The organism is Phenylobacterium zucineum HLK1 (assembly GCF_000017265.1).
Lineage (GTDB): Bacteria > Pseudomonadota > Alphaproteobacteria > Caulobacterales > Caulobacteraceae > Phenylobacterium > Phenylobacterium zucineum.
Window position 1 is genome coordinate 3,486,944 of sequence record NC_011144.1, and the last position, 22,711, is coordinate 3,509,654.

A 22,711-nucleotide genomic window follows, 5' to 3' on the forward strand; every position below is an offset into this window, starting at 1 on the left:
GCCAGCTCCGAAATCCGACGCCCCGGCGGCGTCCGCGGCCTAGCTACGGGGCGCAGCTCACGGCGGATGCGTCCGGCCGAACGGCGCGGCCGTATGGAGGGCGTGACCCTGATCCTCGCCCTTGCCGTGCTGATCCTGATGAGCGTCGTGATGACGGCGGCCTGGGCCTATGGGCTGAAGGCGCGCAACGGCGGCTGGACGGACGTCTTCTGGACCTTCGGCTCGGGCGGAGCGCTGGCGGGCGCAGCGCTCTGGCCGCTTTCCGCGGGCGGGCCCGAGGCGCGCCAGTGGCTGGTCGCCGCCATGGTCGCGCTGTGGGCGCTGAGGCTGGGGAGCCACCTCGCCCCGCGGGTGGCGCACGGTCCGGAAGATCCCCGCTACGCCCGCTTCCGGGAGACGTGGGGCCGCGGCTACCCCTGGAAGATGCTGGGGGTCGCCCTGCCCCAGGCGCCGGCGAGCGCGCTGCTCGCGCTGAGCGTCGTGGCGGCCGCCCACCGTCCGGGCCCCCTCGACCTGCGCGACGCCGCCGCGGTGCTGGTCTTCGCGGCCGCCCTCGCCGGCGAGGCGCTCGCCGATGGCCAGATGCGCCGCTTCCGGGCGGACCGCCGGAACAAGGGCCAGGTGATGGACCGCGGCCTCTGGGCCTGGTCGCGGCACCCCAACTACGTCTTCGAATGGCTGGCCTGGTGGGCCTATCCCGTGATGGCCTTCGACGCCGCGCGCCCGGTCTCCTGGCTGACCCTCGTGGCGCCCGCCGTGATGTACCTGCTGCTCACCCGCGTCTCGGGCGTCCCCCCGCTGGAGGAGGCCATGCTGCGCTCCCGCGGCGAGGCCTACCGCGCCTACCAGGCCCGCGTCCCCGCCTTCCTCCCCAATCCCTTCAAGAGGTTCAGATGAGCCTGATCTCCACGACCGTGCAGACCTTCGAGGGCGCGCCGCTGCCCGACGCCATGCGCAAGGCGGCGATCGCCCTCCTGGTGGCCAACGCCCGCCGGCAGTTGCAGGCCGCCGGACCGGGCGCCGAGGCCCGCTTCGCCGCCGAGATGTCGCACCGCCCCATCGCCGAGCACGCGCAGGCCGCCAACGCCCAGCACTACGAACTTCCGGCGGGCTTCTTCCAGGCCTGCCTGGGCCCGCGGCTGAAGTACTCCTGCGCCCTGTACCTGCCGGGCGCGACCCTGACCCAGGCCGAGGAGCGCGCGCTGGCCGAGACCGCCGAGCACGCGGCCCTGGAGGACGGCCAGGAGATCCTGGAGCTGGGCTGCGGCTGGGGCTCGCTGACGCTTTGGATGGCCAGCGCCTATCCGAACGCCCGCATCACCGCCGTCTCCAACTCGGCCTCCCAGGGCGAGTTCATCCGCGCGCGGGCGAGGGCGCAGGGCCTGACGAACCTCGTCGTCGTCACCGCCGACATGAACCACTTCGAGCCCGACCGCCGGTTCGACCGCGTGGTCTCGGTGGAGATGTTCGAGCACATGGCCAACTGGCGCGCCCTGCTCGGCCGCATCCGGGGGTGGCTGAAGCCGTCCGGCCGGCTGTTCCTGCACGTCTTCACGCACCGCACGACGCCCTACCGCTTCGATGTGGAAGACGAGGCCGACTGGATCGCGCGCCACTTCTTCACCGGCGGGGTGATGCCCAGCCACGGGCTGATCCGGCAGTTCCCTGACCTGTTCGCCGTCGAGGCCGACTGGCGCTGGAGCGGGATCCACTACGAGAGGACGGCGCTGGACTGGCTCTCGCTCTACGACCGCAACCAGGACCGCATCCGGCCGATCCTCGAGGACGTCTACGGCGACGACGCGGCGCTGTGGCGGCGGCGCTGGCGGCTGTTCTTCCTGGCCACGGCCGGCCTGTTCGGCCACCGGGGCGGCGCCGAGTGGGGCGTCAGCCACTACCGCCTGAGGGCCGCCTGATGCTGCCGTTCCTCGCCGCCTACCTGGGCGCCGGCGCCGCGCTGGCCGTGCTGGACGCCCTGTGGCTGACCCAGGTCGGGCCCCGCCTCTACCGGCCGACGCTGGATCCAGTGCTGGCCGACAAGCCGAACATGACCGCCGCCCTCGCCTTCTACCTCGTTTATGTGCTGGGCGTGGTGCTGCTCGCCGTCTGGCCGAACCGCGACGCGGGGCTGGTGAAGACCGCCGTCACCGGCGCGATGCTGGGCGCCCTGGCCTACGCCACCTATGACCTGACGAACCAGGCGACGCTGAAGGTCTGGTCCACCCGCATCACCCTGATCGACATCGGCTGGGGCGCCTTCCTGACCGCCTCCGGCGCGGCGGCGGGGTGGCTGGCCTGGCGCTGGGCGTACCGGATGTTCTGAGTAGACCGCCCAGCCTCCGGCCCCGCATAGTCCCCGCATAAGCACAAGCGGGGCGCGATCCCGCGGGGAGGACGAGGATGGAGGCGGTGAAGGAACGCGCCGGCCTGGCGGCGCGACTGGAGGCGGCGGCGCTCGCCGGGACGACCCTGGCGGTCTGGGCGCAGGTCCAGCCGGACAAGCCGTGCGTCATCGACCCCGACGGCCGCACGCGGACCTTCGCCGAGGTCAACGCCGCCGCGAACCGGATCGTGCGGCTGCTCCGGGCGGCAGGGCTCAAGCCGGGCGACGCCGTGGCGCTGGTCTCGTCCAACCGCGCCGAGTTCGTCGAGGTGCTGGCGGCCACCCTGCGCGGCGGCTTCCGCATCACGCCGGTGAACTGGCACCTCACCGCCGACGAGATCGGCTACATCCTGAACGACTGCGAGGCCAGGGCGGTGTTCGCCGAGGCGCGGATCGCCGCGTCGGGACCGGCCGCGGAACTCGCGCCCGGCCTGGTCCTCAAGGTCGCGATCGGCGGCGATATCGAGGGCTTTCTCGACTATGACGAGGCGCTGGCCGGCATCGCCCCCGCCGATATCGCCGACCCCGTCCTCGGCAACCAGATGCTCTACACCTCGGGCACCACCGGACGGCCCAAGGGCGTGTTCCGCGAGAACCCGGTGATCGCGCCCCAGGCGGTCTACGCCCAGCGCGGCTATGACGAGCATTCGGTGCAGCTCTGCGCCGGGCCGGCCTACCATGCCGCGCCGCTGGCCTTCGACGTGCGCGCCGCCATGGGGGCCGGCGCGACCCTCGTGTTCCTGGACAAATGGGACTCGGAGCGGACGCTGGCGACCATCGCCGAGCGGCGGGTCACGCACATGCACCTGGTGCCGATCATGTTCCAGCGGCTGCTCGCCCTGCCGGAGGCGGTGAAAGCCCGCTACGACACCTCGTCGGTGAAGTTCATCATCCACGGCGCGGCGCCCTGCCCGCCCGAGGTGAAGCACGCCATGATCGCCTGGTTCGGCCCGGTGCTGACCGAGTACTACGCGGGCTCCGAAGGCGGCGCGGGGTTCATGATCGACAGCCACGAATGGCTGAGGAAGCCGGGGTCGGTCGGCAAGCGCCCCGCCCTGCTGGGCTCGAAGATCCTGGACGAGGCCGGGAACGAATGCCCGCCGAACGTCGCCGGGACCATCTACCACCAGCTGCCGCCGGGCGGGGCGTTCACCTACTACAAGGACGAGAAGAAGACCCAGGCCAGCCGGGTGGGCGACTACTTCACCATGGGCGACATGGGCTACTTCGACGAGGACGGCTACCTGTTCCTCACCGGCCGCAGCGCGGAGACCGTCATCTCGGGCGGGGTGAACATCTACCCGCAGGAGATCGACAACGTGCTGATCCAGCACGCCGCCGTGGCCGACAGCGCGACGGTCGGCGTGCCGCACGACGAGTGGGGCGAGCAGGTCAAGGCGGTGATCCTGCTGAGGCCCGGCTACGCGCCGTCGGACCTGCTGGCGCAGGAGATCCTGGCCTTCGCCCGTGACAGCCTACCGAGCTTCAAGGTTCCCCGCAGCCTGGACTTCGTGACCGAGCTGCCGCGGTCCGAGGCCGGCAAGATCCAGCGGGGCAAGGTGCGCGCGCCCTACTGGGAAGGCCGCGCGCGGCAGATCTGAGCCGGGCGGCGTCCGGGCTTGGCCTTGGCGGTTTTCGGCGGTTAGATCGCGCCCTCGGTTCCTGGGGGATTTTCCACGTGAAGCACTTCGTCCTGGGCGCGCTGGCCGCCGCCCTGCTCGCCTCGTCCGCGCCGCAAGCCGTCCTGGCGCAGCAAACGCCCGCCACCTTCGTCCAGGCGGGCCGCGTGCTGCTCGACCCTGCAGGCGGCAAGGTCGAGACGGCCAAGACCCTCGTCGTCCAGAACGGCAAGGTCGTGCGGGTGCTCGACGGCTACGTCGCCGAGCCTGGCGGCAAGGTCGTGGACCTGAAGGACAGCTTCGTCCTGCCGGGCTTCATCGACAGCCACGTCCACATCACCGGCCAGCAGGGCCCGACCGCGCGCCTGGACGAAGTGACTCAATCCTCGGCCGAGCAGGCGATGGTCGGCGCGCGCTACGCGAAGAAGACGCTGCTGGCGGGCTTCACCACCGTCGCCGACCTCGGCGCGGACAACGAGGCGATCTTCGCCCTGCGCAAGGCCATCGCCCAGGGCGACGTGGCCGGCCCGCGGATCATCGCCTCGGGCTCGGCCATCTCGGTGCACGGCGGCCACGGCGACGTGAACGGCTACCGCGAGGACGTGATGCACGTCCTGCGTCCCGGTTCGGTCTGCTCGGGCCCCGACGACTGCCGCCGCGCGGTGCGCGAGCAGGTCTGGAAGGGCGCCGACATCATCAAGATCACGGCCACGGGCGGAGTGCTGTCGAACACCGCCGCGGGCCTGGGCCAGCAGTTCTCCAACCCGGAGCTGGAGGCGATCGTCGACACCGCCCATCGCATGGGCCGCAAGGTGACCGCCCACGCCCACGGCGGCGACGGCATCAAGAGCTTCCTCGCGGCCGGCGGTGATTCCATCGAGCACGGCACCTGGCTGGACGCCGACGGCATCGCCCTGATGAAGAAGAACGGCGCCTATCTGGTGCCCACCCTGATGGCCGGCGACTTCGTGGTCGGCATCGCCAAGGGGCCGAACAACTTCTTCACCCCGGCCCAGACCGCCAAGGCGCTGCAGGCCGGTCCGCTGATGCTGGACATGACCCGCCGGGCCCACAAGGCCGGCGTGAAGATCGCCTTCGGCACCGACACCGGCGTCTCGGCGCACGGGGACAACGCCGGCGAGTTCGCGCTGCTGGTGCAGGCGGGCCTGACGCCGATGGAGGCCATCCAGGCGGCCACGGTGAACGCGGCGACGCACTTCGGCCTGCAGGACGAGATCGGCGCCCTGACGCCCGGCAAGACCGCCGACATCATCGCGGTGAAGGGCGACCCGCTGGCGGACGTTTCGGCGCTGAAGTCCGTCTCCTTCGTGATGAAGGGCGGCCAGATCCACAAGGAGTAGCCCGCAACACACCGTCACCAAGCTTGTTTGGCCGGGCCTGCCGACGCATGGCATGTGCCCGGCCATGATCCCGTTCATCGACCTGCAGGCTCAGCGCGCGCGCCTGGGCCAGCCGCTGGAAGACGCCATCCTCAAGGTGGTCCGCTCGGGCGCCTACATCATGGGCCCCGAGATCGCCCAGTTGGAAGCCGAGCTCGCCGCCTTCGGCCAGGCGCCTCACGCCCTGTCCTGCGCCTCGGGCACCGACGCCCTCGTCCTGCCGCTGATGGCCTGGGGGATCGGGCCCGGGGATGCGGTCTTCTGCCCCTCGTTCACCTTCGCCGCCACGGCCGAGGCCGCGCCGCTGGTGGGCGCCTCGCCGGTGTTCGTGGACGTCCTGCCCGACACCTACAATCTCGACCCCGGGAAGCTGGAAGCCGCCATCGAGGCCGTGAAGGCCAAGGGCGCGCTGACGCCCAAGGCGATCATCGCCGTCGACCTGTTCGGCCAGCCGGCGGACTATCCGGCCCTGTTCGAGATCGCCCAGCGGCACGGCCTGAAGCTCATCGCGGACAGCGCCCAGGGCTTCGGCTGCACCCTGAACGGCCATCACCCGATCCACTGGGCCGACGCGACCACCACCTCGTTCTTCCCGGCCAAGCCTCTAGGCTGCTACGGCGACGGCGGCGCGGTGCTGTCGAAGGACGCGCGCCTCCACGACCTGCTCGTGTCCCTGCGCGTTCACGGCCAGGCGGTGAAGTCCGACCTCGAGGGCCGCACCTTCGACCACGATCCCAAGTACCTGAACATGCGGGTGGGGACGAACAGCCGGATGGACACCGTCCAGGCGGCCGTCCTGCTACAGAAGCTGACCATCTTCGCCGACGAGATCGAGGCGCGGAACCGGGTGGCCGCCCGCTACGCCGAGGGCCTGGCGGGCGTGGTGACCACGCCGAAGGTGATCGACGGCGGCGTCAGCGTCTGGGCCCAGTACACCGTCGAGACCGACGACCGCGACGGCCTCGCCGCCGCCCTGCGCGAGCAGGGGATCCCCACCGCCGTCTACTATCCCATGCCCCTGCACCGGCAGCCGCCCTACGCCGGCTATCCGCAGCCCGGCGGCCTGCCAGTCACCGAGGAGAAGGCCGGGCGGGTGATCAGCCTGCCGATGCACGCCTACCTGGAGCCCGACATCCAGGACCGGATCATCGAGGCGATCCGGGCGCACGTGCGGGGGAACGGCTAGACCGCGGCAGGCGTCCGTGCCATCCCTCGCTCAAACAAGCGTTTGAAGGAGGAACCATGGCCCGCCTGCAAGGCCGCACGGCCGTCATCACCGGCGCCGCCAGCGGCATCGGCCGCGCCGCGGCCAGGCTCTTCGCCGCCGAGGGCGCCAGCGTGGTCATCGCCGACCGCGCGGACGCCGTGGCCGAAACGGCCGATGCGATCACCCAGGCCGGCGGCCGCGTCGCGGCCCTCGTCGGGGATGCGGGCGACGAGGGCTTCGTGCAGGGCCTTGTGGACCGGGCGCAGTCCGAGTTCGGCGGCCTGGACGTGTTCTGGGCCAACGCCGGGATCTCGGGCGGCTTCGCCCCGCTGCACGAGCAGGCGCCGGACTACTGGGCCGAGATCCTGCGGGTGAACCTGATCGGCGCGTTCCTGGGCGTGAAGCACGCTTCCGCCGCGATGATCCCGAACGGCCGCGGCTCGATCATCTGCACCGCCTCGGTGGCGGGCATCCGTTCGGGCGCGGGCGGGGCGGCCTACTCGGCCTCGAAGGCGGGCGTCATCAGCCTGGTGCAGACCGCCTGCAACGAGCTCTACGGAACGGGCGTGCGGGTGAACGCCATCGCGCCGGGCCTGATCGAGACCGGCATGACCAAGCCCATCTTCGACGGCGCGCGGGCCCGCGGCAACGAGGACAAGATCGGCCAGCTCAATCCGCTGACCCGCTACGGCGCGCCCGAGGAGATCGCCCGCGCCGGCCTGTTCCTGGCCTCGGACGACGCCTCCTACGTCAACGGCCAGACCATCGCCGTGGACGGCGGCCTGTCCTCCTCCCACCCGGTCGTGCGCCGCAAGAAGTGATCCTGCTGCTCCGTCACGGGGAGACCCACTGGAACGTCGAGCGGCGGATCCAGGGACGGCGGGAGTCCGCGCTGACGCCCCGGGGCGAACGGCAGGCGGCGGCCATGGGGCGTCTCGTGGCCGACCTGATCCGAATGGAGCCGCCGGCGGACTGGCGCTTGGCGGCGAGCCCGCTCCTGCGCGCCCAGGCTACGGCGCAGGCGGTGGCTGCGCGGGCGGGCCTTCGCATAGACACCGACGAGCGGCTTGCCGAGATCTGCTGCGGCGATTGGGAGGGTAAGCTCCGTTCGGAGGTCGGCGCGGGCGGGCCCGAGTGGTTCTTCGGCGCGCCGGGCGGCGAGACCTTCGAGGAGGTCATGGCCCGGGTGGAGAGCTTCCTGGCCGACCTGCCGCCCGAGCCCCGGCGGCGGATGGTGGTGGTCAGTCACGGCGTCACCGGCCGGCTGCTGCGCGGCGCCTACGCCGGCCTCCCGCGCGCCGAAACCCTGGCCCAGGACGTGCCGCAGGACGCAGTCTACCGGCTGGCCGGCGGACAGGTGGACCGGTTCGACTGCGAGCCGATCGACTGAGACTCAATTCCGCCCCGAGCCGGGCTAAGGTGCGCGGATGCGTCGTTCGTTCCTCGCCATCGCCCTGCTGACCGCCGGCTGCGCCACCTCGCCCGCAACGGTCGCGCCGCCCGCGCCCCAGGACCCGTACCTCGCCGTCATCCTGCCGGCGGCGAAGGAAGCCGCCCCGGACGAGCGGGCGAAGGTGGCGAGCGAGCGGATGCGCGGCTGGGTCTGGAGCCTGGCGGCGGCTCCCTCGAAGCCCGAGCCGCAGTCCGGCTGGATCGCCGAGGGCCTGGGCGACTTCCTGGCGGTCCGGGCTCGCCTGCGCGCCGGCCTGGTCGCCCCGGAGGATGCGGTCCGCGAGTTCGACGCGGCCCTGAAGGCCCACGACGCGGCCCCAGCCGCTCCGAACGCGGCGCGCGCCATGCTGCTGGCGCTGAAGTGGGACGAGGAGATCCGCCAGAAGGGCGCAGGCCACGACCTGGACGACGTGATGGCCGCGGCGCACGCGCGACGGGCGCAGGTCCCCGACGAGACCACCGGCTTCACCGACCGGATCCTGAACGCCGCCTGGGGCGGAGCCCAGCTCAACCTGCGCGGCGACATCGCCCGCTATGTCACGGGCCGCGAACGGGTGAGCCTGCCCGAGCGCCTGTTCGGCGGCTGCGTGGCGGCCACCACCACCCTGACCCACGGATTCGACGCCGGCTTCGACCACCAGGGATCGCAGGGCGCCCGCACGGTCCGGGGCGTCGTCCGGGGCGGTCCCGCCTGGATGAGCGGCCTGCGCAACGGCATGCGGCTGGAGAGCCTCAGCGTCACGCCCGGCGACACCAGCCGCGAGGTGGTCGCCCGGGTCGCGGACGCGCGCGGCCGCAAGCGCACGATCCGCTACTGGCCCTACGGCGACGAGGACCGCGAGGTGCGCAAGATCGAGCTGAAGGGCGGCATGACGCCCGAGGAGACCGCCGCCTGCGGGCGGGCGATGGCGGGGGCCTAGTGGAGGGGGCCGCGGCCCCAACGCCAGGGCGGCAGGCCCTCGCGGCGGGGCGCCATGTAGCGCCACAGGAGGAAGGCCCCCACCGTGGCGGCCACGCCTACCAAGAAGGCGGTCGCCGCGGCGGCGGAAATCCCGGCGGGGCCGACCTGCATCGGCCGTGGCTCCATCCAGTGGACCACTTCGCCGGTCGGCTCTTCGGGGAGGATGTCGTCGGTCGGCAGGCTCATGGCTGTGCTCCGGCTGGGCTTCCCCGCTAACCCGCGCGCCGGTCGGGGGTTCCGCGCGCCCCGCGCTTCGGGGTAGAAGCGCGGCCAACTTCCCCTCTAGCCAGCCGACGGACGAATGGCCGGACACTCAAAGTTCAAGAACATCATGCACCGCAAGGGCCGCGCCGATGCGGCCCGATCGAAGCTGTTCTCCAAGCTCTCGCGCGAGATCACCGTGGCGGCGAAGACGGGCATGCCCGATCCCGCCATGAACCCGCGCCTGCGCCTGGCGGTGCAGAACGCCAAGGCCGAGTCCATGCCCAAGGACAATATCGACCGGGCGATCAAGAAGGCGCAGGGCGGCGACGCCGAGACCTACGAGGAGATCCGCTACGAGGGCTTCGGCCCGGGCGGCGTCGGGGTGATCGTCGAGGCCCTGACCGACAACCGCAACCGCGCGGCGGCCAATGTGCGGTCCATCTTCACCAAGAACGGCGGCAACCTGGGCGAGACCAATTCGGTCGCCTTCATGTGGGATCGGGTCGGCCAGATCGTCTACGGCCCCGAGGCCGGGTCCGAGGACAAGGTGATGGAGGCCGCCATCGAGGCCGGCGCCGACGACGTGGAATCGGACGAGGACGGCCACACCATCTGGACGGCCTACGACGCCCTCAACGAGGTGGCCCAGGCGCTGGAGGCGGCGCTGGGCGCGGCCAAGGCGACCCGGATCGCCTGGCGCCCCAAGGCCATGACGCCGGTGTCGGGCGACGCCGCCGCCACGCTGATGAAGCTGATCGAGGCGCTCGAGGACGAGGACGACGTCCAGAACGTCTACTCCAACGCCGACATCTCGGCCGAGGAGCTGGAAAAGCTGGCGAGCTGATGGCCAGGCGCCCGCCGGACGATCCCCGGATCACCGACCTGCGGCGCTACCGCAAGGCGCGCGAGCAGGCCGCGCGCCGTCCGCCGCCCCGCCCGCCGTCGCAGCGGCTGCTGGGGGCCAACCCGCGCGCGCGCCTGATCCTGGCGATCGTGCTGGCGGTCCTGGCCGCCCTCTGGCTCGGGCCGCTGCTGGTCCGCTAGCCGGAGCCTCCGCCCCGGCGCCGCGTTCCCTCGTCCGGCAACCGGAGGGACGCAGATGCGCAGCGCGCCAGGCCTCCTGCTGGGCTTCGCGCTCGGCGGGTTCTTCGATGGGATCCTGCTGCACCAGATCCTGCAGTGGCATCATCTGCTGAGCGCGGTCGGGCCCGCCGACGTGACCTTCCAGGTCGCCGCCGACGGCTGGTTCCACGCCCTGATGTACGTGATCGCCGCCGCGGGCCTGTGGCTCCTGTGGCGCGAGCACAGACGCGGCCCCGGCCGGGCCGGATGGCGGCTGGTCTCCGACATGCTGCTCGGCTTCGGCGCCTGGCATGTGCTGGACAGCGTGCTCTCGCACTGGGTGCTGGGCATCCACCGCATCCGCATGGACAGCGCCGACCCGCTGCTGTGGGACCTCATCTGGTTCGCCGCCTTCGGCCTGGCGCCGCTCGCCCTCGGCTGGGCCCTGCGGCGCGGACGGCGCGGCGGGGGCGGCTCGATCATCGCCGCGGGCCTTGCGGCCGGCCTCGTGCTCGGCGCGGGCGCCCAGGCGCTGAAGCCGCCGCCGGGCGGCCTGTCCACCGTCGCCTTCGCCCCCGGCGTGGACGGGTCCGAGGCGGCGCTGGCGATCGCCCAGGCCGGGGGGCGGCTCGCCTGGATGGACGCCGGCGGCCGGCTGGCGGTCGTCGAACTGGACGGGCCCGCCGCCGCCCTGTCGCTCTACGCCCGCGGCGCGATGATCGTCGCCGGCTCGGGCCTGCCGGCGGGCTGCTTCGCCTACACGCGAACCGCCTGACACAACGCAACCCACGGCGGCGCTTTGCGCTATCATCCTCCGCGAGCGGAGTGACTTGAGGCATGGATTTCGTATCGCAGCTCGGCGACTACGCGCTGCCGCTGCTGGGCGCCGGCTTCGCCGGAATCCTGATCGGCGTCGAACGCGAAGCGCGCGGCCACCCGGCGGGACTGCGCACCCACACCCTCGTCTGCCTGGCCTCCGCCCTGCTGATGCTGGCGGCGGTGCACCAGACCGAATGGATGGGCGACACCTCGTCCGAGGTGATCCGCATCGATCCGGTGCGGATGGCGCACGGCATCCTGACGGGCATCGGCTTCCTCTGCGGCGGGGTGATCTTCCGCCAGGGCCTGTCGGTGCACGGGCTGACGACGGCCGCCTCGCTGTGGGTCACCTCGGCGCTCGGTACGCTCTACGGCGTCTCCTTCTTCGGCCTGGCGCTGATCGGCACGGTGGCGACGCTGGTGGTGCTGGTGGCCTTCCGGTGGATCGACGAGCACATGCCGGCCAGCAACATCATCGACGTCTCGGTGCGCTACAGGCGCGACGGCGCCTTTCCCGAGGACGCGTTCCACGAGCTGATGCGGGAGCTGAAGCTGAAGCCGCGGTCCGTACGCCACCGGCTGATCAGCAGCGGCGAGGCCATCGAGCTGGGCGCCACGCTGCGCGGCCCCAGCACCGTGCAGACCCGGGCGCTGGCCGAGCGCCTGTGCGACGATCCGCGGATCACCCGCTTCGAGATCTCGCCCCGCAACGACTGACGCCTCAACCGCGGGCCCGGAAGCGGATCACCCGCCAGGCGTAGAGGGCCACGACCAGCGCCGTCACGGCGTAGGCGATCGGGTCCAGCCAGGCCTCCACGCGATGGTGCTGGCTCTGGAGCAGATAACCCGCCGCGGCCAGCAGGAAGGTCCATAGCGCCGTACCGAGGAGGCTCCAGGCGAGGAAGGCCAGCTGCGGCATCCGCATCAGTCCGGCCGGCACCGAGACGAAGGTGCGCACGCCCGGCAGCAGCCGCCCCAGGAACACCGCCCAGCCGCCGCGCTCGCGGAAGAACCGCTGCGAACGCTCCAGATCGTCGAGATCGAGGGTCAGCCAGCGGCCGTGCCGCTCGACGAACCGGCGCAGCCGCTCGTCCTTCACGCGCCGGCCCACCTCGTACCAGAGCCAGGCCCCGGCCAGGGCGCCCGCGGTGCCGGCGACGACCACGCCCGGGAAGCTCAGCATCCCCTGGGCCGCGGCGAACCCCGCCAGCGGCATGATGACCTCCGAGGGGATCGGCGGCGCCACGTTCTCCGCCAGCATCAGGAAAGCCACGCCGATCAGGCCGCCGGCGACGATCACGCCCAGGATCCAGTCGAACATCCATCCTCACGCTTGACGCTGCGTCGCGCTTGGCGGCGCCCCGGCCATGCCCCACAGTGTCCGCAACGAAGACGTTGGGGGGAACGACACCATGATCAAGCGCCTGATCCCGGCCGCGGTTGCGGCGGCTGCGCTGGCGGGGCCGGCGGCGGCCGGCGACTATGTCTCCATCGTGCAGGAGGCGCCGGTGAACGCGCCCGCCGACGCGGTCTGGAAGAAGGTGGGCGGCTACTGCGACATCGGCGCTTGGCTGAAGACCACCTGCGAGATCACCCAGGGCGCCGATGGCGAGGTCGGCGCGCTGCGCAAGATCGCCGGGCGGGTCGAGGAGGTGATCGTGGCGCGCACGCCGCTCTCCTACACTTACGCCGACATCGATCCGAAGATCCTCTACCACGGCACGGTCGAGGTCCGGCCGGTGGACCCGAAGACCTCGAAGATCGTCTACACTCTGTTCTACGACCAGGCCTCGATCCCGGCCGAGCAGCGGGACGCCAACAAGGCCGGCCGCACCCGGATGTTCGCCGGCGTGCTGAAGACCATGGTGCAGATCGCCGAGGCCCCCTAGCGTCCGCGCTGCAGGTTCTTGCGCAGGATGGCCCAGATGATCAGGGCGAAGCCGGCGAGACGCAGCAGATAGACGGGCGCCTGGTCCTCGCGCGGGATGTTGAAGATCACCGGCGCGGCCTGGTTCATCGCCAGCAGGGCGAAGGCGGCGGCGAAGCTCAGGAACAGGGCGTCGCGCGTCCGCCGCCAGAATTTCAGGAAGAAGGCGGCGGCCATCAGGTAGCCGAGCGTCAGCGCGCCGCCGAAGAAGGCGAGGATGACGGGATCGACCCTCATTGCTCGGCCTCCCAGATGAAGCCGTAGACGAGCACGCCCACCGCCACGAGCGACGCCGCCTGGCGCCAGGGCCAGAGGAAGACGTTCGGAAAGACCACCATGTCGGCGACCAGGAACAGGTTGTTGATCGCCAGGAACACGAAGGCGGTGGCGGTCCACAGCAGGAGGCGCGACCGGCTCTGCCGCCAGGACCGCAACAGCAGGGCCGCGCAAAGGACGCTCGCCAGAAGGCAGAGCGTATAGACCAGGGCAGGTCCCATCTCGCTCGTCACTTGTCCCCCCGGAACTTGAAGGCGTCGGCGAGGCCCTGCACGGGGTCAGGCGGCGCCGCGATGAGGTTGATGATCGAGACCGGCCGCTCCCGGTAGGCCTGCTCGAGCTGCTCCGCGAGCTTGGCCAGCAGCGGATTGGCCGGCGCATAGCGCCAGCAGTCCGCGTCGTCGCGGATGGCCAGGCCGCTGCGCTCGAAGCGCTGGAGGTTGTCGTTCACGAGGGTGGTGGACGCGCGCAGTTCGCGCACGAGCTCGGGCGCGGGCCAGCAGAACTCGGGATCCCGCTTCAGAAGCAGCAGCAGCTCGACCGCCCAGACCGAGCGGATATGCTCGCGGACGAAAGCTGCAAATTCCTGTTCGTCGGACAACGCCCTTATCCCCCTCCGGCAGGTGCGGACCGAAAGTCCCGGCCTGCCGGATATGTTCCCCTTCGCCTCAGCGCGGCGTCGCCGGCTCGCGCGTCGAAGCGTCGTCGGCGGCCTGCATCGCCGCCTTGCTGTCGGCCTCCTGCGCGGCCACCGCCTGGGCGGCCTGCCGCGCCTTCTCGTCTATCACGACGGCGTCCACCTCGGCCTTGGCCTGTCCGCCGTCCTGGGTTGCGCAGGCCCCGACGCTGAGCGCGAGGCCCGCCGCGAGCATCAGCCTGACGCTCATTCGCTCTTGGGCGAGGTCGCCCCGCCCGCATCGACTGCGCCGCCCGGCTCGGCCAGCTGACCGGCCCCGCCGATATCGGCGCCGGCGTTGTCGTTGCCGGTGTCGGCCACCGCGCCGTCGGGGGTCGCCCCCGCGACGCCCATGTCGCCGCTCTGGGTCGTACCGTCGGCATTCTGCGGCGAGCGGTCGCAGGCTGCAAGGCCGCCGGCGGCGGCCATGGCGGCGACGATGAGCGCCGTGCGCATGAAGTCTGTCTCCCTGGCTCCGAGAGCCTTCCCGTGAACGCGTAAACCCCGACCGACGGTCAAGGTTCCATACGCCGCCCATGGCGGGTTAAAAGGCGCGGCCCGGGGAGGGGCCAACAAGAAGATGCAGAGACGCAAGCTCGACCGCGCCCAACGGATCCGCGCGCGGCGGATCTGGTGGGACCGCAACGGCGCCTTCGTGCGCGGCGCCCTGACCGGCAGCGTGGTCACCGCCCTGATCGCCTGGCTGGTGCAGGCGCTGACCTAGGCCCTATCTTCAGGCGGCCATGCCCGCCGCCACCCCGCCGTTCGACGCCCCGCCCGCCGCCTACGAGGCCTGGGCGGCCGAGGAGGTCGCGCGCTGGCGCGCCGGGGTGCTGAAGCCGGCCGGGCCGTTCGCCCGCGGCGCCCGCGGCCTGCAGCAGCGCATCAACCGCGCGATCCCCGAGAAGGCGCACGCCGCGGTGACCGAGGTGATGCGTCAGCTGACCCGCACCATCCTCGTGGGCTCGGACCTGGCGTCGGGCCCGCCGCTGCGGGACGCCGGCCTCGCCGAGCGGGACCGGCGCGCGCTGAAGACCATCCACGACTACCGCCGGATCGCCGCGGTCGAGGGCGGGGTGGCGGGCGCCGGCGGCTTCTGGCTGGCGGTCGCCGACTTCCCGGCGCTGCTCATGATCAAGATCCGGCTGCTGTTCGACCTGGCCGGCGTCTACGGCCGCGACGGCGAGGCGTTCGCCGAACGGCTCTACATCCTGCACCTCTTCCAGCTGGCCTTCTCCAGCGCCGAACACCGGGGCCGCGTGTTCCAGGGCCTCGAGGATTGGGACGGCCGCGAGCATCCCGCCGACTTCCAGCATTTCGACTGGCGCAGCTTCCAGCAGGAATACCGGGACTACATCGACCTGGCGAAGCTGGCCCAGCTCGTGCCGGTGATCGGCGCGCCCGTCGGCGCGGTGGTCAACTGGCGGCTGCTGGACCGGCTGGGCGAGACGGCCATGAACGGCTATCGCATGCGATGGCTCGCCCGTCAGGATTGACCATGCGCCCTGCCGCCATCGCCTGCGCCGCCGCCCTGGCGGCCGCCGCCTCCGCCGCATCGGCCGCTCCGGCGCCGCTCACCGAGCCCGAGGTCCGCGCCTTCGCCGCCGGCCAGGTCCGCGCCCTGAACGCCGGCGACCTCGACGGCTATTTCGCCGGCTTTGCGCCGCAGGCGGTGTTCACGTCCCAGGCGCTCGGCTCGGACAACGCCATCGTGCCCTACGGGACGAGCACGGTCCCCCAGGCTCGCGCCCAGCTCGCCCGCACGCTGGCCAGGTCGAAGGTCGCCGAGACGGTGCAGGTGCGGAAGGTGTTCCTGGGTCCGCGCCGGACCGGCGGGGCGCTGTCCGCCCATGTGCGCACCCGCATCGAGACGGGCGGCCGCACGCGGCTGAGCTGCGCCGAGCGCCTGATGACGTTCGCGCGAGCGGGCGGACGGCTGAGGACGCTTTCGCAGACCGACACCCTGGTCCGCTGCCGGACCGCCGAATAAGCTCGCCGCCATGTTCGCAAGACGCGCCCTTCTCGGCCTCGCCGCCGCCCTCGCCCTCTCCACCGCCGCCCCCGCCCAGACTCAGGCCCAGACTCAGGCCCAGGCCCAGGCGCCCAATCCGCGCGTGCGGATCGAGACCGCGGAAGGGCCCATCGTGCTCGAGCTCTACGCCGACAAGGCGCCCAAGACGGTGGCCAACTACCTGAAGTACGTCGACCGCGGCCTGTTCGACGGCGCCAGCTTCTACCGGGCCTCCAAGCCCCCGGGCTACGCGCCGAACGACTACGGCGTCATCCAGGGCGGCCTGCAGAACGATCCGAAGAAGGTGCTGCCGCCCGTCGCCCACGAGCCGACCACCCAGACCGGGATCAAGCACGTCAGCGGCGTGATCTCCATGGGCCGGCATGCGCCAGGCACCGCGCAGGCGGACTGGTTCATCGTTATCGGCGACCAGGACTACCTGGACGCCGACCCCAAGGATCCGAAGAAGACCCCCGGCTTCGCCGCCTTCGGCAAGGTGGTCGAGGGAATGGACGTCGCCCAGACGATCCTCGGCAAGCCGGTGGACCCCAAGGCCGGGACCGGCGCCATGAAGGGCGAAATGCTGGTCAAGCCCGTGCGGATCGTCCGCGTCCGGCGGGTCCAGTAGCCGTCGGACGGCCGGCCCCCAGGATTTCGGGGAGCCGGCGCCCGGGGGCGGATCAGTCGCCCGACTTCTTGCCCTTGGCCGGCTTGGCGTCGGCCTTCGCCTTGGCGGCGGCTTCCTCGGCCGCGGCCTGCTCCTCGGCGCGCGCGCCGCCCAGGATACCCGGCAGGGCGTAGTTGCCCTCGTGGCAGGCGTATTCGTAGATTCGGCCGTTCAGCGGCGCGAACTCGTACTCCCCGCCCCAGGGCGCGTCCCACAGCGTGGGATCGTCGATCTGGAAGGCGTAGTGGAGGCGGTTCTCACCCACCCGGGTGAAGCGCTCGGTGACCTTCAGGTTCTCCCACGAGCCGGCGAAGGCCTGGGTCCGCGGGATGTTGGTGGTCTCGACGACGAGGGTGTCGCCTTCCCACCAGCCGATGGAGTCGCCGAAGTACGGGCGCACGCCGTCGGTGCGGTGCTTGCCGTTCAGCCGCACGATCCGCAGGTCGTGGTTCATCTCGACGTGGATGACGAAGGTGTCCGGCGTCTGAACGAACTCGTAGTTGTTGTTGTAGAAGCCGTTCGGGAACATCGGCGGTCCGCCGTTGCGGCCGAAGCCGATGACGCAGCGTTCGCCCAGCGAACGGGTCTCGTAGCTGTCGAACGAGCCCATGCCGCGGCCGAAGCCCTGCGGGGCCGGGGCGCCCGCCTTGCGCTTGGGGATCTGGCCGTTCGGGGTGGTCAGCAGCGAGCTGCGCGGCTCGCCGTTCACCCGCATCACGGTGTGACCCGGATCCAGCCAGCCACGGTTGTAGCCGCCGACGTCGCCGCCGGCCGCGGCGAACTCGGGACGCACGTTGTCGGTCCGCTGGGCCGGAGCCTCGGCCGGCGCGTTGGGATCGGTGGGCCGGTTGCCCTCCTCGACCTCCTGCTCGGCGAGCGCCTCCATCTCCTTCACCTGCTCCTCGGTGTAGACGAGGCTGGTGACGCCCGCGCGCCGGGTCATCGGCGTCATGGTGTTGTTGGTCCAGAAGCCGGCGAGGTCCGGTTGGCCGAAGGCGTTGCGGGGGGCCTTGTAGGACGACTTGGCGGCGGCCTTGGCCTCGCCCTTGGCCTGGGCGGCCGCCGGCGCCGCGGACATCAGCGCCAGCGGCGCGACGCACAGGGCGGTTCCGATGAAAAGTGTGGCGGCGCGTTTCACGGCAAGGGCTCCCCAATGATCTCTTCGCCGCAGTCTGCGCGGCGTTGTCATACCGAACTTACGATTCTGGACCGCGTTCGGCAATGCGTTCCGATCGGGGGTTCCGATTCAGTCGCAGGCGGGCTCCACCCGGCCTCGTCCCCAGGCGTCGGTCACCCGCACCAGCTCGGTATGGCCGAAGCCTTTGGCGTAGTTGAGGATGGAGACCAGCTCGGGCGTCACCCGGAACATCGCCGGCCCCGCCTCGCCGGCCCGGATGTACTGGGCCACCTCCGGAAACTTCGCCAGGAAGGTCTCGGCGACCCGCATCAGGGCGTCCGGATCGGTCACCCGCTGCGCGCGGCCGAAGATCGACAGGCCGCGGATCTGGCTCCAGTCGGCGTAGGGCAGGTCGATGGTGAGCGACACCCGCTCGTCGTGCGCCAGGTTGCGGGCCTTCTGGGATCCCTCGCCGCAGCCGAAGTAGATGCCGATGCCGTCGCTCGCGTAGCTGACGGTGGTGGCGTGCGGCGCCCCGTCGGGCCGCAGCGTGGCGAGGGTCATGTCCTTCCCCTCGCGCAGGATGGCCAGGATCTCCTCGTGCGGCGTCGGCATGGCGGGACCTCCTCGGGACGGCGACGGCGAAGATGGCCACGGGTCCGCGCCGTGCGCCTTGCGACCCGTCAAATCCACGGGAGCCTAAGTCGAGCGTCCGACGTTAGGCGGTGGAGGGACCAGCTCCGGGAGGGGTTCGATCCGCATGCGCGCACGCGACGTCCGGGCCATTCTGTTTCTAGCCGCCACCACGTTCCTGCTCCTGGCGGGGTCGTACGTGCTGCTGCAGAGCGTGCTCGTCAGCCTGGCGCTCGCCGGCGCCTGGCTGGCGTTCCTGCTCACCCGGCCGCGGATGCAGCGGGTGATCCGCCGCCTGCGCGGCGAGCCCGACTGGAACGGCTATTTCAAGAACGACTAGAGCGCGGCCGCCTGCGCTCCGGCCCAGGCCTCGCCGGCCTGGATCAGTGCGCGCTCGCCCCCGTCGATCCGAAGGGCGGTGAGCACGCCGGTGCGGTAGCAGCCGGTGTCCAGCCCCAGCCGGTGCTCCAGCATCTGGGGCCGCTCGTCCAGCCAGGTGTGGCCGTGGACGATGACCTTCTCGAACGGTCCGGGGGCGTCGAGGAACCCCTGCCGGATCCACAGCAGGTCGGCCTCGGTCTGCTGGGCGAGCGGCGCGCCGGGGCGGACGCCGGCGTGCACGAAGGCGTAGTCCCCGACGGCGACCATCAGCTCCAGCCGCTGCAGCAGCAGCAGATGCCCGGCGGGCATGCGCTCCAGCAGGGCGTCCCGGGCGCGGGTCGCGGCTCCAGGCGCGGCTCCGGCCTCCTCGGGCGGCGCGACGCCGTAGGCCGCGAGCGTCTCGGCCCCGCCCCAGGTCAGCCAGGGGCGGTTGGCCTCGGGATCGTCGAGGAAAGCCAGCATCGCCTGCTCGTGGTTGCCCTTCAGCAGCCGGACCTCGAGGTCGGGCCGGCGCTTCAGCCAGACCAGCGCCTCCAGGACCTTGGCCGACTGCGGGCCCCGGTCCACGTAGTCGCCGAGGAAGATCAGCACGGGTCGGCGGCCGCGGGCGCGGGCCGCGTAGTCCGCAGCGATCCTGCCCAGCAGCGCCTTCATCTCGTCGTAGCAGCCGTGGACGTCGCCCACCGCATAGACCAGCTCGCCTTCGGTGCTCATGCGGGCCTCACACGACGTCCCGCGACAGGCGGTTCAGATCCTCGGCCATCCGGCGGTAGTCGCTGATCACCCGCGCCGGCTGATCGTCCGCCCGATGGCGCAGCCTGGCCCAGCGGCTGCGGTAGCTGACCAGGGTGCTGCGCGGCACGCCCGCCCGCACCGCCCGATCATAGGCGGCCCGCAGGCTGCGGTCCGCCGCCATCACGGCCGGGTAGGCGCATCGCGCCTCGGCGTCGCCGCGAAGGCCGGCGCAGCGGTAGCGGGCGGAGCGCGCGCGATCGGGCCCCGCCGTCGCCTTGGCCTTCTGAGGCCGGAGCCTGGTGGGCGCGGGCTCGGCCACGGCCTCCGCGACCTTCACCTGCGCAGGCTCGACCTTCGTGGGCGGAACGGCCGGCGGCGCCGGGTCGATGGGCGGCACGGCGATGCGGGCGGCCGGCGCGGGCGCGGCGGCCAGCACCGCGCCACGAGAGGCTTCCCGGTCCGTATTCGGCAGCTTGGCCGCGAGGGCGCCGATGGCCAGGCCCGCCAGCGCGGTCGCGGCCATCGCGCCGAGCCGGGCCCGCCGCCCTTCCCGCGGCTCGCCCGCCGGGCGCAGGCTGCGCACGCGCGCGCCGCGGGCGGCCGCCGGCGCCGCAGCGGGACGGAATATCCCTTCCAGGTCCGCCGAGACCGCGCGCGCCAGGCCCGGATCGGGGCCCGGGTGTGCGTCCGGGTATTGGCTCATCTCAGGGCGCCTCCGATGCGACCTTCACTGCCCGGGGCTAGAAATGTCCGCCGCGCCGCTTCGATCCCGACTTCGCGTGACTCGCGGCCCTGGATGGGCCAATGGTGAGGTCGATTTCCGGGAACCTTCAACTGACGCGCGAGACGACAACCCTTCCGCATGACCGACGCCGGCCCGGCGACGGTCACGATCGTGCGAACGCCGCCCCCGCCCCGCCGGAGCGGCCGGTGGCCCAGCTCACCGCCGCGGAACGGGTGGACCTGGCGCTGAAGGCCGGCGCCATCGTCGGCACCTGGGTCTGGGACGTGCCGTCCGACGTGTTCCTGGCGGACGAGCAGTTCGCCCGCTCGTTCGGCGTCGACCCTGAGCTCTGCCGCCGCGGCCTGCCCCTGGAGGAGGTCAAGCGCTCGATCCATCCCGACGACGCCGATCGCGTGAACGCCGCGATCGGCGAGGCCCTGGGGCGCGGCGGGGGGTACCGCTGCGAGTACCGGGTGCTGCGGAGCGACGGCGTGTGGCGCTGGGTGGAGGCGACCGGCGAGGTGCAGCTGGATCCCGAGGGCCGGCCGACCCGGTTCCCCGGCGTGCTGGTCGACATCAACGACCGCCGCAACACCGAAGAAGCCCTGCTCCAGGCCAACCGGCTGCTGCGCACGTTCATGGTGGCCGTGCCGGGCGTCGTCTACGCCAAGGACCGCGAAGGGCGCCTGCTGGTCGGCAACCGGGGCGTGGAGGCCCTGCTGGGCCGTCCGTTCGAGGACTTCGTGGGCCGGACGGACATGGAGCTGCTGGACGACAAGGCCGAGGCCGCCGCCGTCATGGCCAACGACCGCCGGATCATGGAGAGCGGCGAGACCCAGCAGCTCGAGGAACAGGTGACCTTCCCCGACGGGACCGTCGCCTGGTGGCACTCCACCAAGGCGCCCCTGCTGAACGAGGCGGGCGAGGTGGTGGGTCTGATCGGCTCGTCGGTCGACATCACCGCCCGCCGGCGCGCGGAGGAGCATCGCCAGCTGCTGCTCAACGAACTGAACCACCGGGTGAAGAACACCCTGGCGGTCGTGCAGAGCCTGGCCCGGCAGACCTTCCGCGGGGCGACCGATCTCGCCCGGGCGAGCGACGCGTTCGAGGCGCGGCTGGGCGCCCTGTCCCGAGCCCACAACCTGCTCACCCACGCGAGCTGGGAGGCGGCGGACCTGCGCGACGTGGTCCGCGATCAGGTCAGCCAGGTGGCCGATGTCGAGCGGCGCGCGATCGTCGAGGGGCTGTCGGTCCGCCTGCCGCCGCAGGTGGCGGTCAGCATGGCGCTGGCCCTGCACGAGCTCGGCACCAACGCGGCCAAGTACGGCGCGCTGTCCAACCCCACGGGGGTGGTGCGGATCGCCTGGAGCGTGGGCGAGGGGAACTGGCTGCGCCTGCGCTGGGAGGAGAGCGGGGGTCCGCTGGTGCGCCCGCCGGCCCGGAGCGGCTTCGGCTCGCGCATGATCGAACGGGCCCTCGCCCAGGAGCTGGGCGGCGAGGTCAACATCCAGTACCTGCCCACCGGGGTGGTCTGCGAAATCCTCGCGCCCCTGCCGACCTGACCCGCGGGAGACGACCCCATGGTCCAGCCACAGATGGCCGTGCTCACTCTCGGGATCGGCGACCTGGCGCGCTCCAGGCGCTTCTACGCCGAGGGCTTCGGCTGGACGCCGGTGTTCGAGAACGAGGAAATCGCCTTCTACCAGATGAACGGCTTCGTGCTCGGGCTGTGGTTGCAGCAGGCGCTGGAGGCCGACATGCGCCGGACCGGCCTTGCACGGCCCGGCGCCTTCGCGCTCGCCCACAACGTCGCGCGCCAGAACGAGGTCCAACCGCTCATCGATCGGCTCGTCGCGGCGGGCGGACGGCGGCTGCGGGACGGCGACGCCCCGCCGCACGGCGGCTTCCGCGGCTATGTCGCCGATCCCGACGACCACGCCTGGGAGATCGCCTGGAACCCGGCCTGGCCCATCGACGCCGAGGGCCGGGTCACCTTCAGGGCGTGACGGCCTAGCGCCGCACCCAGCGGCCGCGCCGCTCGTCCCAGTAGCCGTAGGCCGGATCGACGGGATAGCCGCCGAAGCCGTAGCCGCAGGGATCGTCGCGCTTGGCGAGCTGGTTGCCGATGATGCCGCCCGCCACCGCGCCGATGGCCGCGCCCGCGGCGTCGTCCTTGGCCACCGCCGCGCCGGCCGCGCCGCCGATCACGGCGCCGGCCGCGGTGGCGGCGGCGCGGTTGCGCTGGTAGTCGCGCTCGCAGGCCGAGGCGTAGCTGTCGTAGCCGGTGCTGGCGCAGGCGCCGAGCCCCCCGGCCGCCGCGGCGAGCACGGCGCTGATCAGAATCGGACGCATGGTTTCTCCTCCGTCGTGAAGCCGAGCTAACGCCGTTCGACCTTGGCCGTTCCGGAGCGCTCCTCGTCCCCCTCGGCAATCGCGCCGGGAATGGTCCATATAGAC

General features: G+C 72.1%; 33 protein-coding genes. 21 read left to right on the forward strand and 12 right to left on the reverse strand.

Annotated elements, in window-relative coordinates; all coding sequences use genetic code 11:
- Positions 1-66: 66 nt before the first annotated feature.
- The 9 genes from PHZ_RS16950 to PHZ_RS16990 all read left to right on the forward strand — a co-directional run bounded on the left by PHZ_RS16950 (position 67) and on the right by PHZ_RS16990 (position 8,981).
- Positions 67-897, forward strand: coding sequence for a DUF1295 domain-containing protein (locus tag PHZ_RS16950; protein ID WP_236611849.1), 831 nt, complete (start codon positions 67-69; stop codon positions 895-897).
- The gene (locus tag PHZ_RS16955; protein WP_012523607.1) at positions 894-1,916 is read left to right on the forward strand and encodes an SAM-dependent methyltransferase; all 1,023 of its coding nucleotides are present in this window, start codon (positions 894-896) and stop codon (positions 1,914-1,916) included. Before PHZ_RS16950 ends, PHZ_RS16955 begins: the two co-directional genes overlap by 4 nt.
- Positions 1,916-2,323: a DUF2177 family protein gene (locus PHZ_RS16960; protein ID WP_012523608.1), complete on the forward strand. Its 408-nt coding sequence runs from the start codon at positions 1,916-1,918 to the stop codon at positions 2,321-2,323. The genes PHZ_RS16955 and PHZ_RS16960 overlap by 1 nt, the downstream gene beginning before the upstream one ends.
- 77 nt (positions 2,324-2,400) lie before the next feature.
- Entirely contained in the window at positions 2,401-3,984 is a 1,584-nt protein-coding gene (locus PHZ_RS16965) for an AMP-binding protein (RefSeq protein ID WP_148216900.1), read from the forward strand.
- Between the two features lie 77 nt (positions 3,985-4,061).
- Positions 4,062-5,363, forward strand: coding sequence for a metal-dependent hydrolase family protein (locus PHZ_RS16970; RefSeq protein ID WP_012523610.1), 1,302 nt, complete (start codon positions 4,062-4,064; stop codon positions 5,361-5,363).
- A gap of 64 nt (positions 5,364-5,427) precedes the next feature.
- Entirely contained in the window at positions 5,428-6,588 is a 1,161-nt protein-coding gene (locus PHZ_RS16975) for a DegT/DnrJ/EryC1/StrS family aminotransferase (RefSeq protein WP_041374359.1), read from the forward strand.
- A 56-nt stretch (positions 6,589-6,644) separates the two neighbouring features.
- The gene (locus tag PHZ_RS16980; protein ID WP_012523612.1) at positions 6,645-7,430 is read left to right on the forward strand and encodes an SDR family NAD(P)-dependent oxidoreductase; all 786 of its coding nucleotides are present in this window, start codon (positions 6,645-6,647) and stop codon (positions 7,428-7,430) included.
- Positions 7,427-7,999 carry a histidine phosphatase family protein gene (locus PHZ_RS16985; protein WP_012523613.1) on the forward strand — a complete coding sequence of 191 codons (573 nt, stop codon included), beginning with the start codon at positions 7,427-7,429 and terminating at the stop codon, positions 7,997-7,999. Before PHZ_RS16980 ends, PHZ_RS16985 begins: the two co-directional genes overlap by 4 nt.
- Positions 8,000-8,036: 37 nt before the next feature.
- Positions 8,037-8,981 (forward strand): hypothetical protein, encoded by a 945-nt coding sequence (locus PHZ_RS16990; protein WP_012523614.1) that lies wholly within the window; start codon positions 8,037-8,039, stop codon positions 8,979-8,981.
- Here the strand turns inward: PHZ_RS16990 and PHZ_RS16995 are convergent.
- Positions 8,978-9,208, reverse strand: a complete 231-nt coding sequence (locus PHZ_RS16995; protein WP_041373650.1) for a hypothetical protein — start codon at positions 9,206-9,208, stop codon at positions 8,978-8,980. The genes PHZ_RS16990 and PHZ_RS16995 overlap by 4 nt on opposite strands.
- A gap of 115 nt (positions 9,209-9,323) precedes the next feature.
- Here PHZ_RS16995 and PHZ_RS17000 point away from each other — a divergent pair, with 115 nt between their 5' ends.
- The 4 genes from PHZ_RS17000 (at position 9,324) to PHZ_RS17015 (ending at position 11,824) form a co-directional block, all read left to right on the forward strand.
- Positions 9,324-10,070, forward strand: coding sequence for a YebC/PmpR family DNA-binding transcriptional regulator (locus PHZ_RS17000; RefSeq protein WP_012523615.1), 747 nt, complete (start codon positions 9,324-9,326; stop codon positions 10,068-10,070).
- On the forward strand, positions 10,070-10,270 hold the full coding sequence (locus PHZ_RS17005; RefSeq protein ID WP_041373651.1) for a hypothetical protein: 201 nt from the start codon (positions 10,070-10,072) through the stop codon (positions 10,268-10,270). Before PHZ_RS17000 ends, PHZ_RS17005 begins: the two co-directional genes overlap by 1 nt.
- Before the next feature lie 55 nt (positions 10,271-10,325).
- Positions 10,326-11,063: a DUF2243 domain-containing protein gene (locus PHZ_RS17010; RefSeq protein WP_012523616.1), complete on the forward strand. Its 738-nt coding sequence runs from the start codon at positions 10,326-10,328 to the stop codon at positions 11,061-11,063.
- A gap of 62 nt (positions 11,064-11,125) precedes the next feature.
- The gene (locus tag PHZ_RS17015; RefSeq protein WP_012523617.1) at positions 11,126-11,824 is read left to right on the forward strand and encodes an MgtC/SapB family protein; all 699 of its coding nucleotides are present in this window, start codon (positions 11,126-11,128) and stop codon (positions 11,822-11,824) included.
- Between the two features lie 4 nt (positions 11,825-11,828).
- On the opposite strand, the gene PHZ_RS17020 is transcribed toward PHZ_RS17015, so the two are convergent.
- The gene (locus PHZ_RS17020; protein ID WP_012523618.1) at positions 11,829-12,428 is read right to left on the reverse strand and encodes a DedA family protein; all 600 of its coding nucleotides are present in this window, start codon (positions 12,426-12,428) and stop codon (positions 11,829-11,831) included.
- Between the two features lie 91 nt (positions 12,429-12,519).
- Between PHZ_RS17020 and PHZ_RS17025 the strand changes: the two genes are divergently transcribed.
- Positions 12,520-12,996, forward strand: a complete 477-nt coding sequence (locus PHZ_RS17025; protein ID WP_012523619.1) for an SRPBCC family protein — start codon at positions 12,520-12,522, stop codon at positions 12,994-12,996.
- Here the strand turns inward: PHZ_RS17025 and PHZ_RS17030 are convergent.
- The 5 genes from PHZ_RS17030 to PHZ_RS17050 form a co-directional block, all read right to left on the reverse strand.
- A complete protein-coding gene (locus PHZ_RS17030; protein ID WP_041373652.1) occupies positions 12,993-13,271 on the reverse strand; it encodes a DUF5985 family protein in 279 nt (92 codons plus the stop codon). The genes PHZ_RS17025 and PHZ_RS17030 overlap by 4 nt on opposite strands.
- Positions 13,268-13,543 carry a DUF5985 family protein gene (locus PHZ_RS17035; RefSeq protein WP_148216901.1) on the reverse strand — a complete coding sequence of 92 codons (276 nt, stop codon included), beginning with the start codon at positions 13,541-13,543 and terminating at the stop codon, positions 13,268-13,270. The genes PHZ_RS17030 and PHZ_RS17035 overlap by 4 nt, the downstream gene beginning before the upstream one ends.
- Entirely contained in the window at positions 13,540-13,911 is a 372-nt protein-coding gene (locus PHZ_RS17040; RefSeq protein WP_041373653.1) for a hypothetical protein, read from the reverse strand. The genes PHZ_RS17035 and PHZ_RS17040 overlap by 4 nt, the downstream gene beginning before the upstream one ends.
- Before the next feature lie 67 nt (positions 13,912-13,978).
- Positions 13,979-14,197, reverse strand: a complete 219-nt coding sequence (locus PHZ_RS17045) for a hypothetical protein (protein ID WP_041373654.1) — start codon at positions 14,195-14,197, stop codon at positions 13,979-13,981.
- A complete protein-coding gene (locus PHZ_RS17050; RefSeq protein ID WP_041373655.1) occupies positions 14,194-14,442 on the reverse strand; it encodes a hypothetical protein in 249 nt (82 codons plus the stop codon). The genes PHZ_RS17045 and PHZ_RS17050 overlap by 4 nt, the downstream gene beginning before the upstream one ends.
- Before the next feature lie 124 nt (positions 14,443-14,566).
- Between PHZ_RS17050 and PHZ_RS23250 the strand changes: the two genes are divergently transcribed.
- Genes PHZ_RS23250 through PHZ_RS17065 form a run of 4 tightly spaced genes read left to right on the forward strand, consistent with a single transcriptional unit; the run spans position 14,567 to position 16,625 of the window.
- Positions 14,567-14,710, forward strand: coding sequence for a hypothetical protein (locus tag PHZ_RS23250; RefSeq protein WP_183280242.1), 144 nt, complete (start codon positions 14,567-14,569; stop codon positions 14,708-14,710).
- Between the two features lie 19 nt (positions 14,711-14,729).
- Positions 14,730-15,482 carry an EcsC family protein gene (locus PHZ_RS17055; protein WP_049758311.1) on the forward strand — a complete coding sequence of 251 codons (753 nt, stop codon included), beginning with the start codon at positions 14,730-14,732 and terminating at the stop codon, positions 15,480-15,482.
- Between the two features lie 2 nt (positions 15,483-15,484).
- Positions 15,485-15,976 (forward strand): hypothetical protein, encoded by a 492-nt coding sequence (locus PHZ_RS17060; RefSeq protein ID WP_041373656.1) that lies wholly within the window; start codon positions 15,485-15,487, stop codon positions 15,974-15,976.
- Between the two features lie 10 nt (positions 15,977-15,986).
- Positions 15,987-16,625: a peptidylprolyl isomerase gene (locus PHZ_RS17065; RefSeq protein WP_012523623.1), complete on the forward strand. Its 639-nt coding sequence runs from the start codon at positions 15,987-15,989 to the stop codon at positions 16,623-16,625.
- A gap of 52 nt (positions 16,626-16,677) precedes the next feature.
- On the opposite strand, the gene PHZ_RS17070 is transcribed toward PHZ_RS17065, so the two are convergent.
- Together PHZ_RS17070 and PHZ_RS17075 are read right to left on the reverse strand one after the other, a co-directional pair.
- Complete coding sequence (locus tag PHZ_RS17070) at positions 16,678-17,802, reverse strand: hypothetical protein (RefSeq protein ID WP_012523624.1); 1,125 nt, start codon at positions 17,800-17,802, stop codon at positions 16,678-16,680.
- Positions 17,803-17,910: 108 nt separating this feature from the next.
- Entirely contained in the window at positions 17,911-18,396 is a 486-nt protein-coding gene (locus PHZ_RS17075) for a pyridoxamine 5'-phosphate oxidase family protein (protein ID WP_012523625.1), read from the reverse strand.
- A gap of 145 nt (positions 18,397-18,541) precedes the next feature.
- Between PHZ_RS17075 and PHZ_RS17080 the strand changes: the two genes are divergently transcribed.
- The gene (locus PHZ_RS17080) at positions 18,542-18,754 is read left to right on the forward strand and encodes a hypothetical protein (protein WP_041373657.1); all 213 of its coding nucleotides are present in this window, start codon (positions 18,542-18,544) and stop codon (positions 18,752-18,754) included.
- Here PHZ_RS17080 and PHZ_RS17085 read toward each other — a convergent pair.
- Positions 18,751-19,509, reverse strand: a complete 759-nt coding sequence (locus tag PHZ_RS17085) for a metallophosphoesterase family protein (protein WP_012523626.1) — start codon at positions 19,507-19,509, stop codon at positions 18,751-18,753. The genes PHZ_RS17080 and PHZ_RS17085 overlap by 4 nt on opposite strands.
- A gap of 7 nt (positions 19,510-19,516) precedes the next feature.
- Complete coding sequence (locus tag PHZ_RS21885) at positions 19,517-20,233, reverse strand: hypothetical protein (protein ID WP_012523627.1); 717 nt, start codon at positions 20,231-20,233, stop codon at positions 19,517-19,519.
- A 227-nt stretch (positions 20,234-20,460) separates the two neighbouring features.
- Between PHZ_RS21885 and PHZ_RS21890 the strand changes: the two genes are divergently transcribed.
- Both PHZ_RS21890 and PHZ_RS17100 read left to right on the forward strand, forming a co-directional pair.
- Entirely contained in the window at positions 20,461-21,816 is a 1,356-nt protein-coding gene (locus PHZ_RS21890) for a sensor histidine kinase (RefSeq protein WP_049758312.1), read from the forward strand.
- Positions 21,817-21,834: 18 nt separating this feature from the next.
- Positions 21,835-22,260 carry a VOC family protein gene (locus PHZ_RS17100; protein ID WP_012523629.1) on the forward strand — a complete coding sequence of 142 codons (426 nt, stop codon included), beginning with the start codon at positions 21,835-21,837 and terminating at the stop codon, positions 22,258-22,260.
- A gap of 4 nt (positions 22,261-22,264) precedes the next feature.
- Here PHZ_RS17100 and PHZ_RS23255 read toward each other — a convergent pair whose 3' ends face one another.
- Positions 22,265-22,606: a hypothetical protein gene (locus tag PHZ_RS23255; protein ID WP_012523630.1), complete on the reverse strand. Its 342-nt coding sequence runs from the start codon at positions 22,604-22,606 to the stop codon at positions 22,265-22,267.
- Positions 22,607-22,711: the final 105 nt, after the last annotated feature.

What these genes read in the sequence shown, in the direction of transcription:
- PHZ_RS16950 (WP_236611849.1), top strand. Translation starts at nt 67, where the DNA reads ATGCGTCCGGCCGAACGGCGCGGCCGTATGGAGGGCGTGACCCTGATC.
- PHZ_RS16955 (WP_012523607.1), top strand. Translation starts at nt 894, where the DNA reads ATGAGCCTGATCTCCACGACCGTGCAGACCTTCGAGGGCGCGCCGCTG.
- PHZ_RS16960 (WP_012523608.1), top strand. Translation starts at nt 1,916, where the DNA reads ATGCTGCCGTTCCTCGCCGCCTACCTGGGCGCCGGCGCCGCGCTGGCC.
- PHZ_RS16965 (WP_148216900.1), top strand. Translation starts at nt 2,401, where the DNA reads ATGGAGGCGGTGAAGGAACGCGCCGGCCTGGCGGCGCGACTGGAGGCG.
- PHZ_RS16975 (WP_041374359.1), top strand. Translation starts at nt 5,428, where the DNA reads ATGATCCCGTTCATCGACCTGCAGGCTCAGCGCGCGCGCCTGGGCCAG.
- PHZ_RS16980 (WP_012523612.1), top strand. Translation starts at nt 6,645, where the DNA reads ATGGCCCGCCTGCAAGGCCGCACGGCCGTCATCACCGGCGCCGCCAGC.
- PHZ_RS16990 (WP_012523614.1), top strand. Translation starts at nt 8,037, where the DNA reads ATGCGTCGTTCGTTCCTCGCCATCGCCCTGCTGACCGCCGGCTGCGCC.
- PHZ_RS16995 (WP_041373650.1), bottom strand. Translation starts at nt 9,208, where the DNA reads ATGAGCCTGCCGACCGACGACATCCTCCCCGAAGAGCCGACCGGCGAA.
- PHZ_RS17000 (WP_012523615.1), top strand. Translation starts at nt 9,324, where the DNA reads ATGGCCGGACACTCAAAGTTCAAGAACATCATGCACCGCAAGGGCCGC.
- PHZ_RS17005 (WP_041373651.1), top strand. Translation starts at nt 10,070, where the DNA reads ATGGCCAGGCGCCCGCCGGACGATCCCCGGATCACCGACCTGCGGCGC.
- PHZ_RS17010 (WP_012523616.1), top strand. Translation starts at nt 10,326, where the DNA reads ATGCGCAGCGCGCCAGGCCTCCTGCTGGGCTTCGCGCTCGGCGGGTTC.
- PHZ_RS17015 (WP_012523617.1), top strand. Translation starts at nt 11,126, where the DNA reads ATGGATTTCGTATCGCAGCTCGGCGACTACGCGCTGCCGCTGCTGGGC.
- PHZ_RS17020 (WP_012523618.1), bottom strand. Translation starts at nt 12,428, where the DNA reads ATGTTCGACTGGATCCTGGGCGTGATCGTCGCCGGCGGCCTGATCGGC.
- PHZ_RS17025 (WP_012523619.1), top strand. Translation starts at nt 12,520, where the DNA reads ATGATCAAGCGCCTGATCCCGGCCGCGGTTGCGGCGGCTGCGCTGGCG.
- PHZ_RS17030 (WP_041373652.1), bottom strand. Translation starts at nt 13,271, where the DNA reads ATGAGGGTCGATCCCGTCATCCTCGCCTTCTTCGGCGGCGCGCTGACG.
- PHZ_RS17045 (WP_041373654.1), bottom strand. Translation starts at nt 14,197, where the DNA reads ATGAGCGTCAGGCTGATGCTCGCGGCGGGCCTCGCGCTCAGCGTCGGG.
- PHZ_RS17050 (WP_041373655.1), bottom strand. Translation starts at nt 14,442, where the DNA reads ATGCGCACGGCGCTCATCGTCGCCGCCATGGCCGCCGCCGGCGGCCTT.
- PHZ_RS23250 (WP_183280242.1), top strand. Translation starts at nt 14,567, where the DNA reads ATGCAGAGACGCAAGCTCGACCGCGCCCAACGGATCCGCGCGCGGCGG.
- PHZ_RS17055 (WP_049758311.1), top strand. Translation starts at nt 14,730, where the DNA reads ATGCCCGCCGCCACCCCGCCGTTCGACGCCCCGCCCGCCGCCTACGAG.
- PHZ_RS17060 (WP_041373656.1), top strand. Translation starts at nt 15,485, where the DNA reads ATGCGCCCTGCCGCCATCGCCTGCGCCGCCGCCCTGGCGGCCGCCGCC.
- PHZ_RS17065 (WP_012523623.1), top strand. Translation starts at nt 15,987, where the DNA reads ATGTTCGCAAGACGCGCCCTTCTCGGCCTCGCCGCCGCCCTCGCCCTC.
- PHZ_RS17075 (WP_012523625.1), bottom strand. Translation starts at nt 18,396, where the DNA reads ATGCCGACGCCGCACGAGGAGATCCTGGCCATCCTGCGCGAGGGGAAG.
- PHZ_RS17080 (WP_041373657.1), top strand. Translation starts at nt 18,542, where the DNA reads ATGCGCGCACGCGACGTCCGGGCCATTCTGTTTCTAGCCGCCACCACG.
- PHZ_RS17085 (WP_012523626.1), bottom strand. Translation starts at nt 19,509, where the DNA reads ATGAGCACCGAAGGCGAGCTGGTCTATGCGGTGGGCGACGTCCACGGC.
- PHZ_RS21885 (WP_012523627.1), bottom strand. Translation starts at nt 20,233, where the DNA reads ATGAGCCAATACCCGGACGCACACCCGGGCCCCGATCCGGGCCTGGCG.
- PHZ_RS17100 (WP_012523629.1), top strand. Translation starts at nt 21,835, where the DNA reads ATGGTCCAGCCACAGATGGCCGTGCTCACTCTCGGGATCGGCGACCTG.
- PHZ_RS23255 (WP_012523630.1), bottom strand. Translation starts at nt 22,606, where the DNA reads ATGCGTCCGATTCTGATCAGCGCCGTGCTCGCCGCGGCGGCCGGGGGG.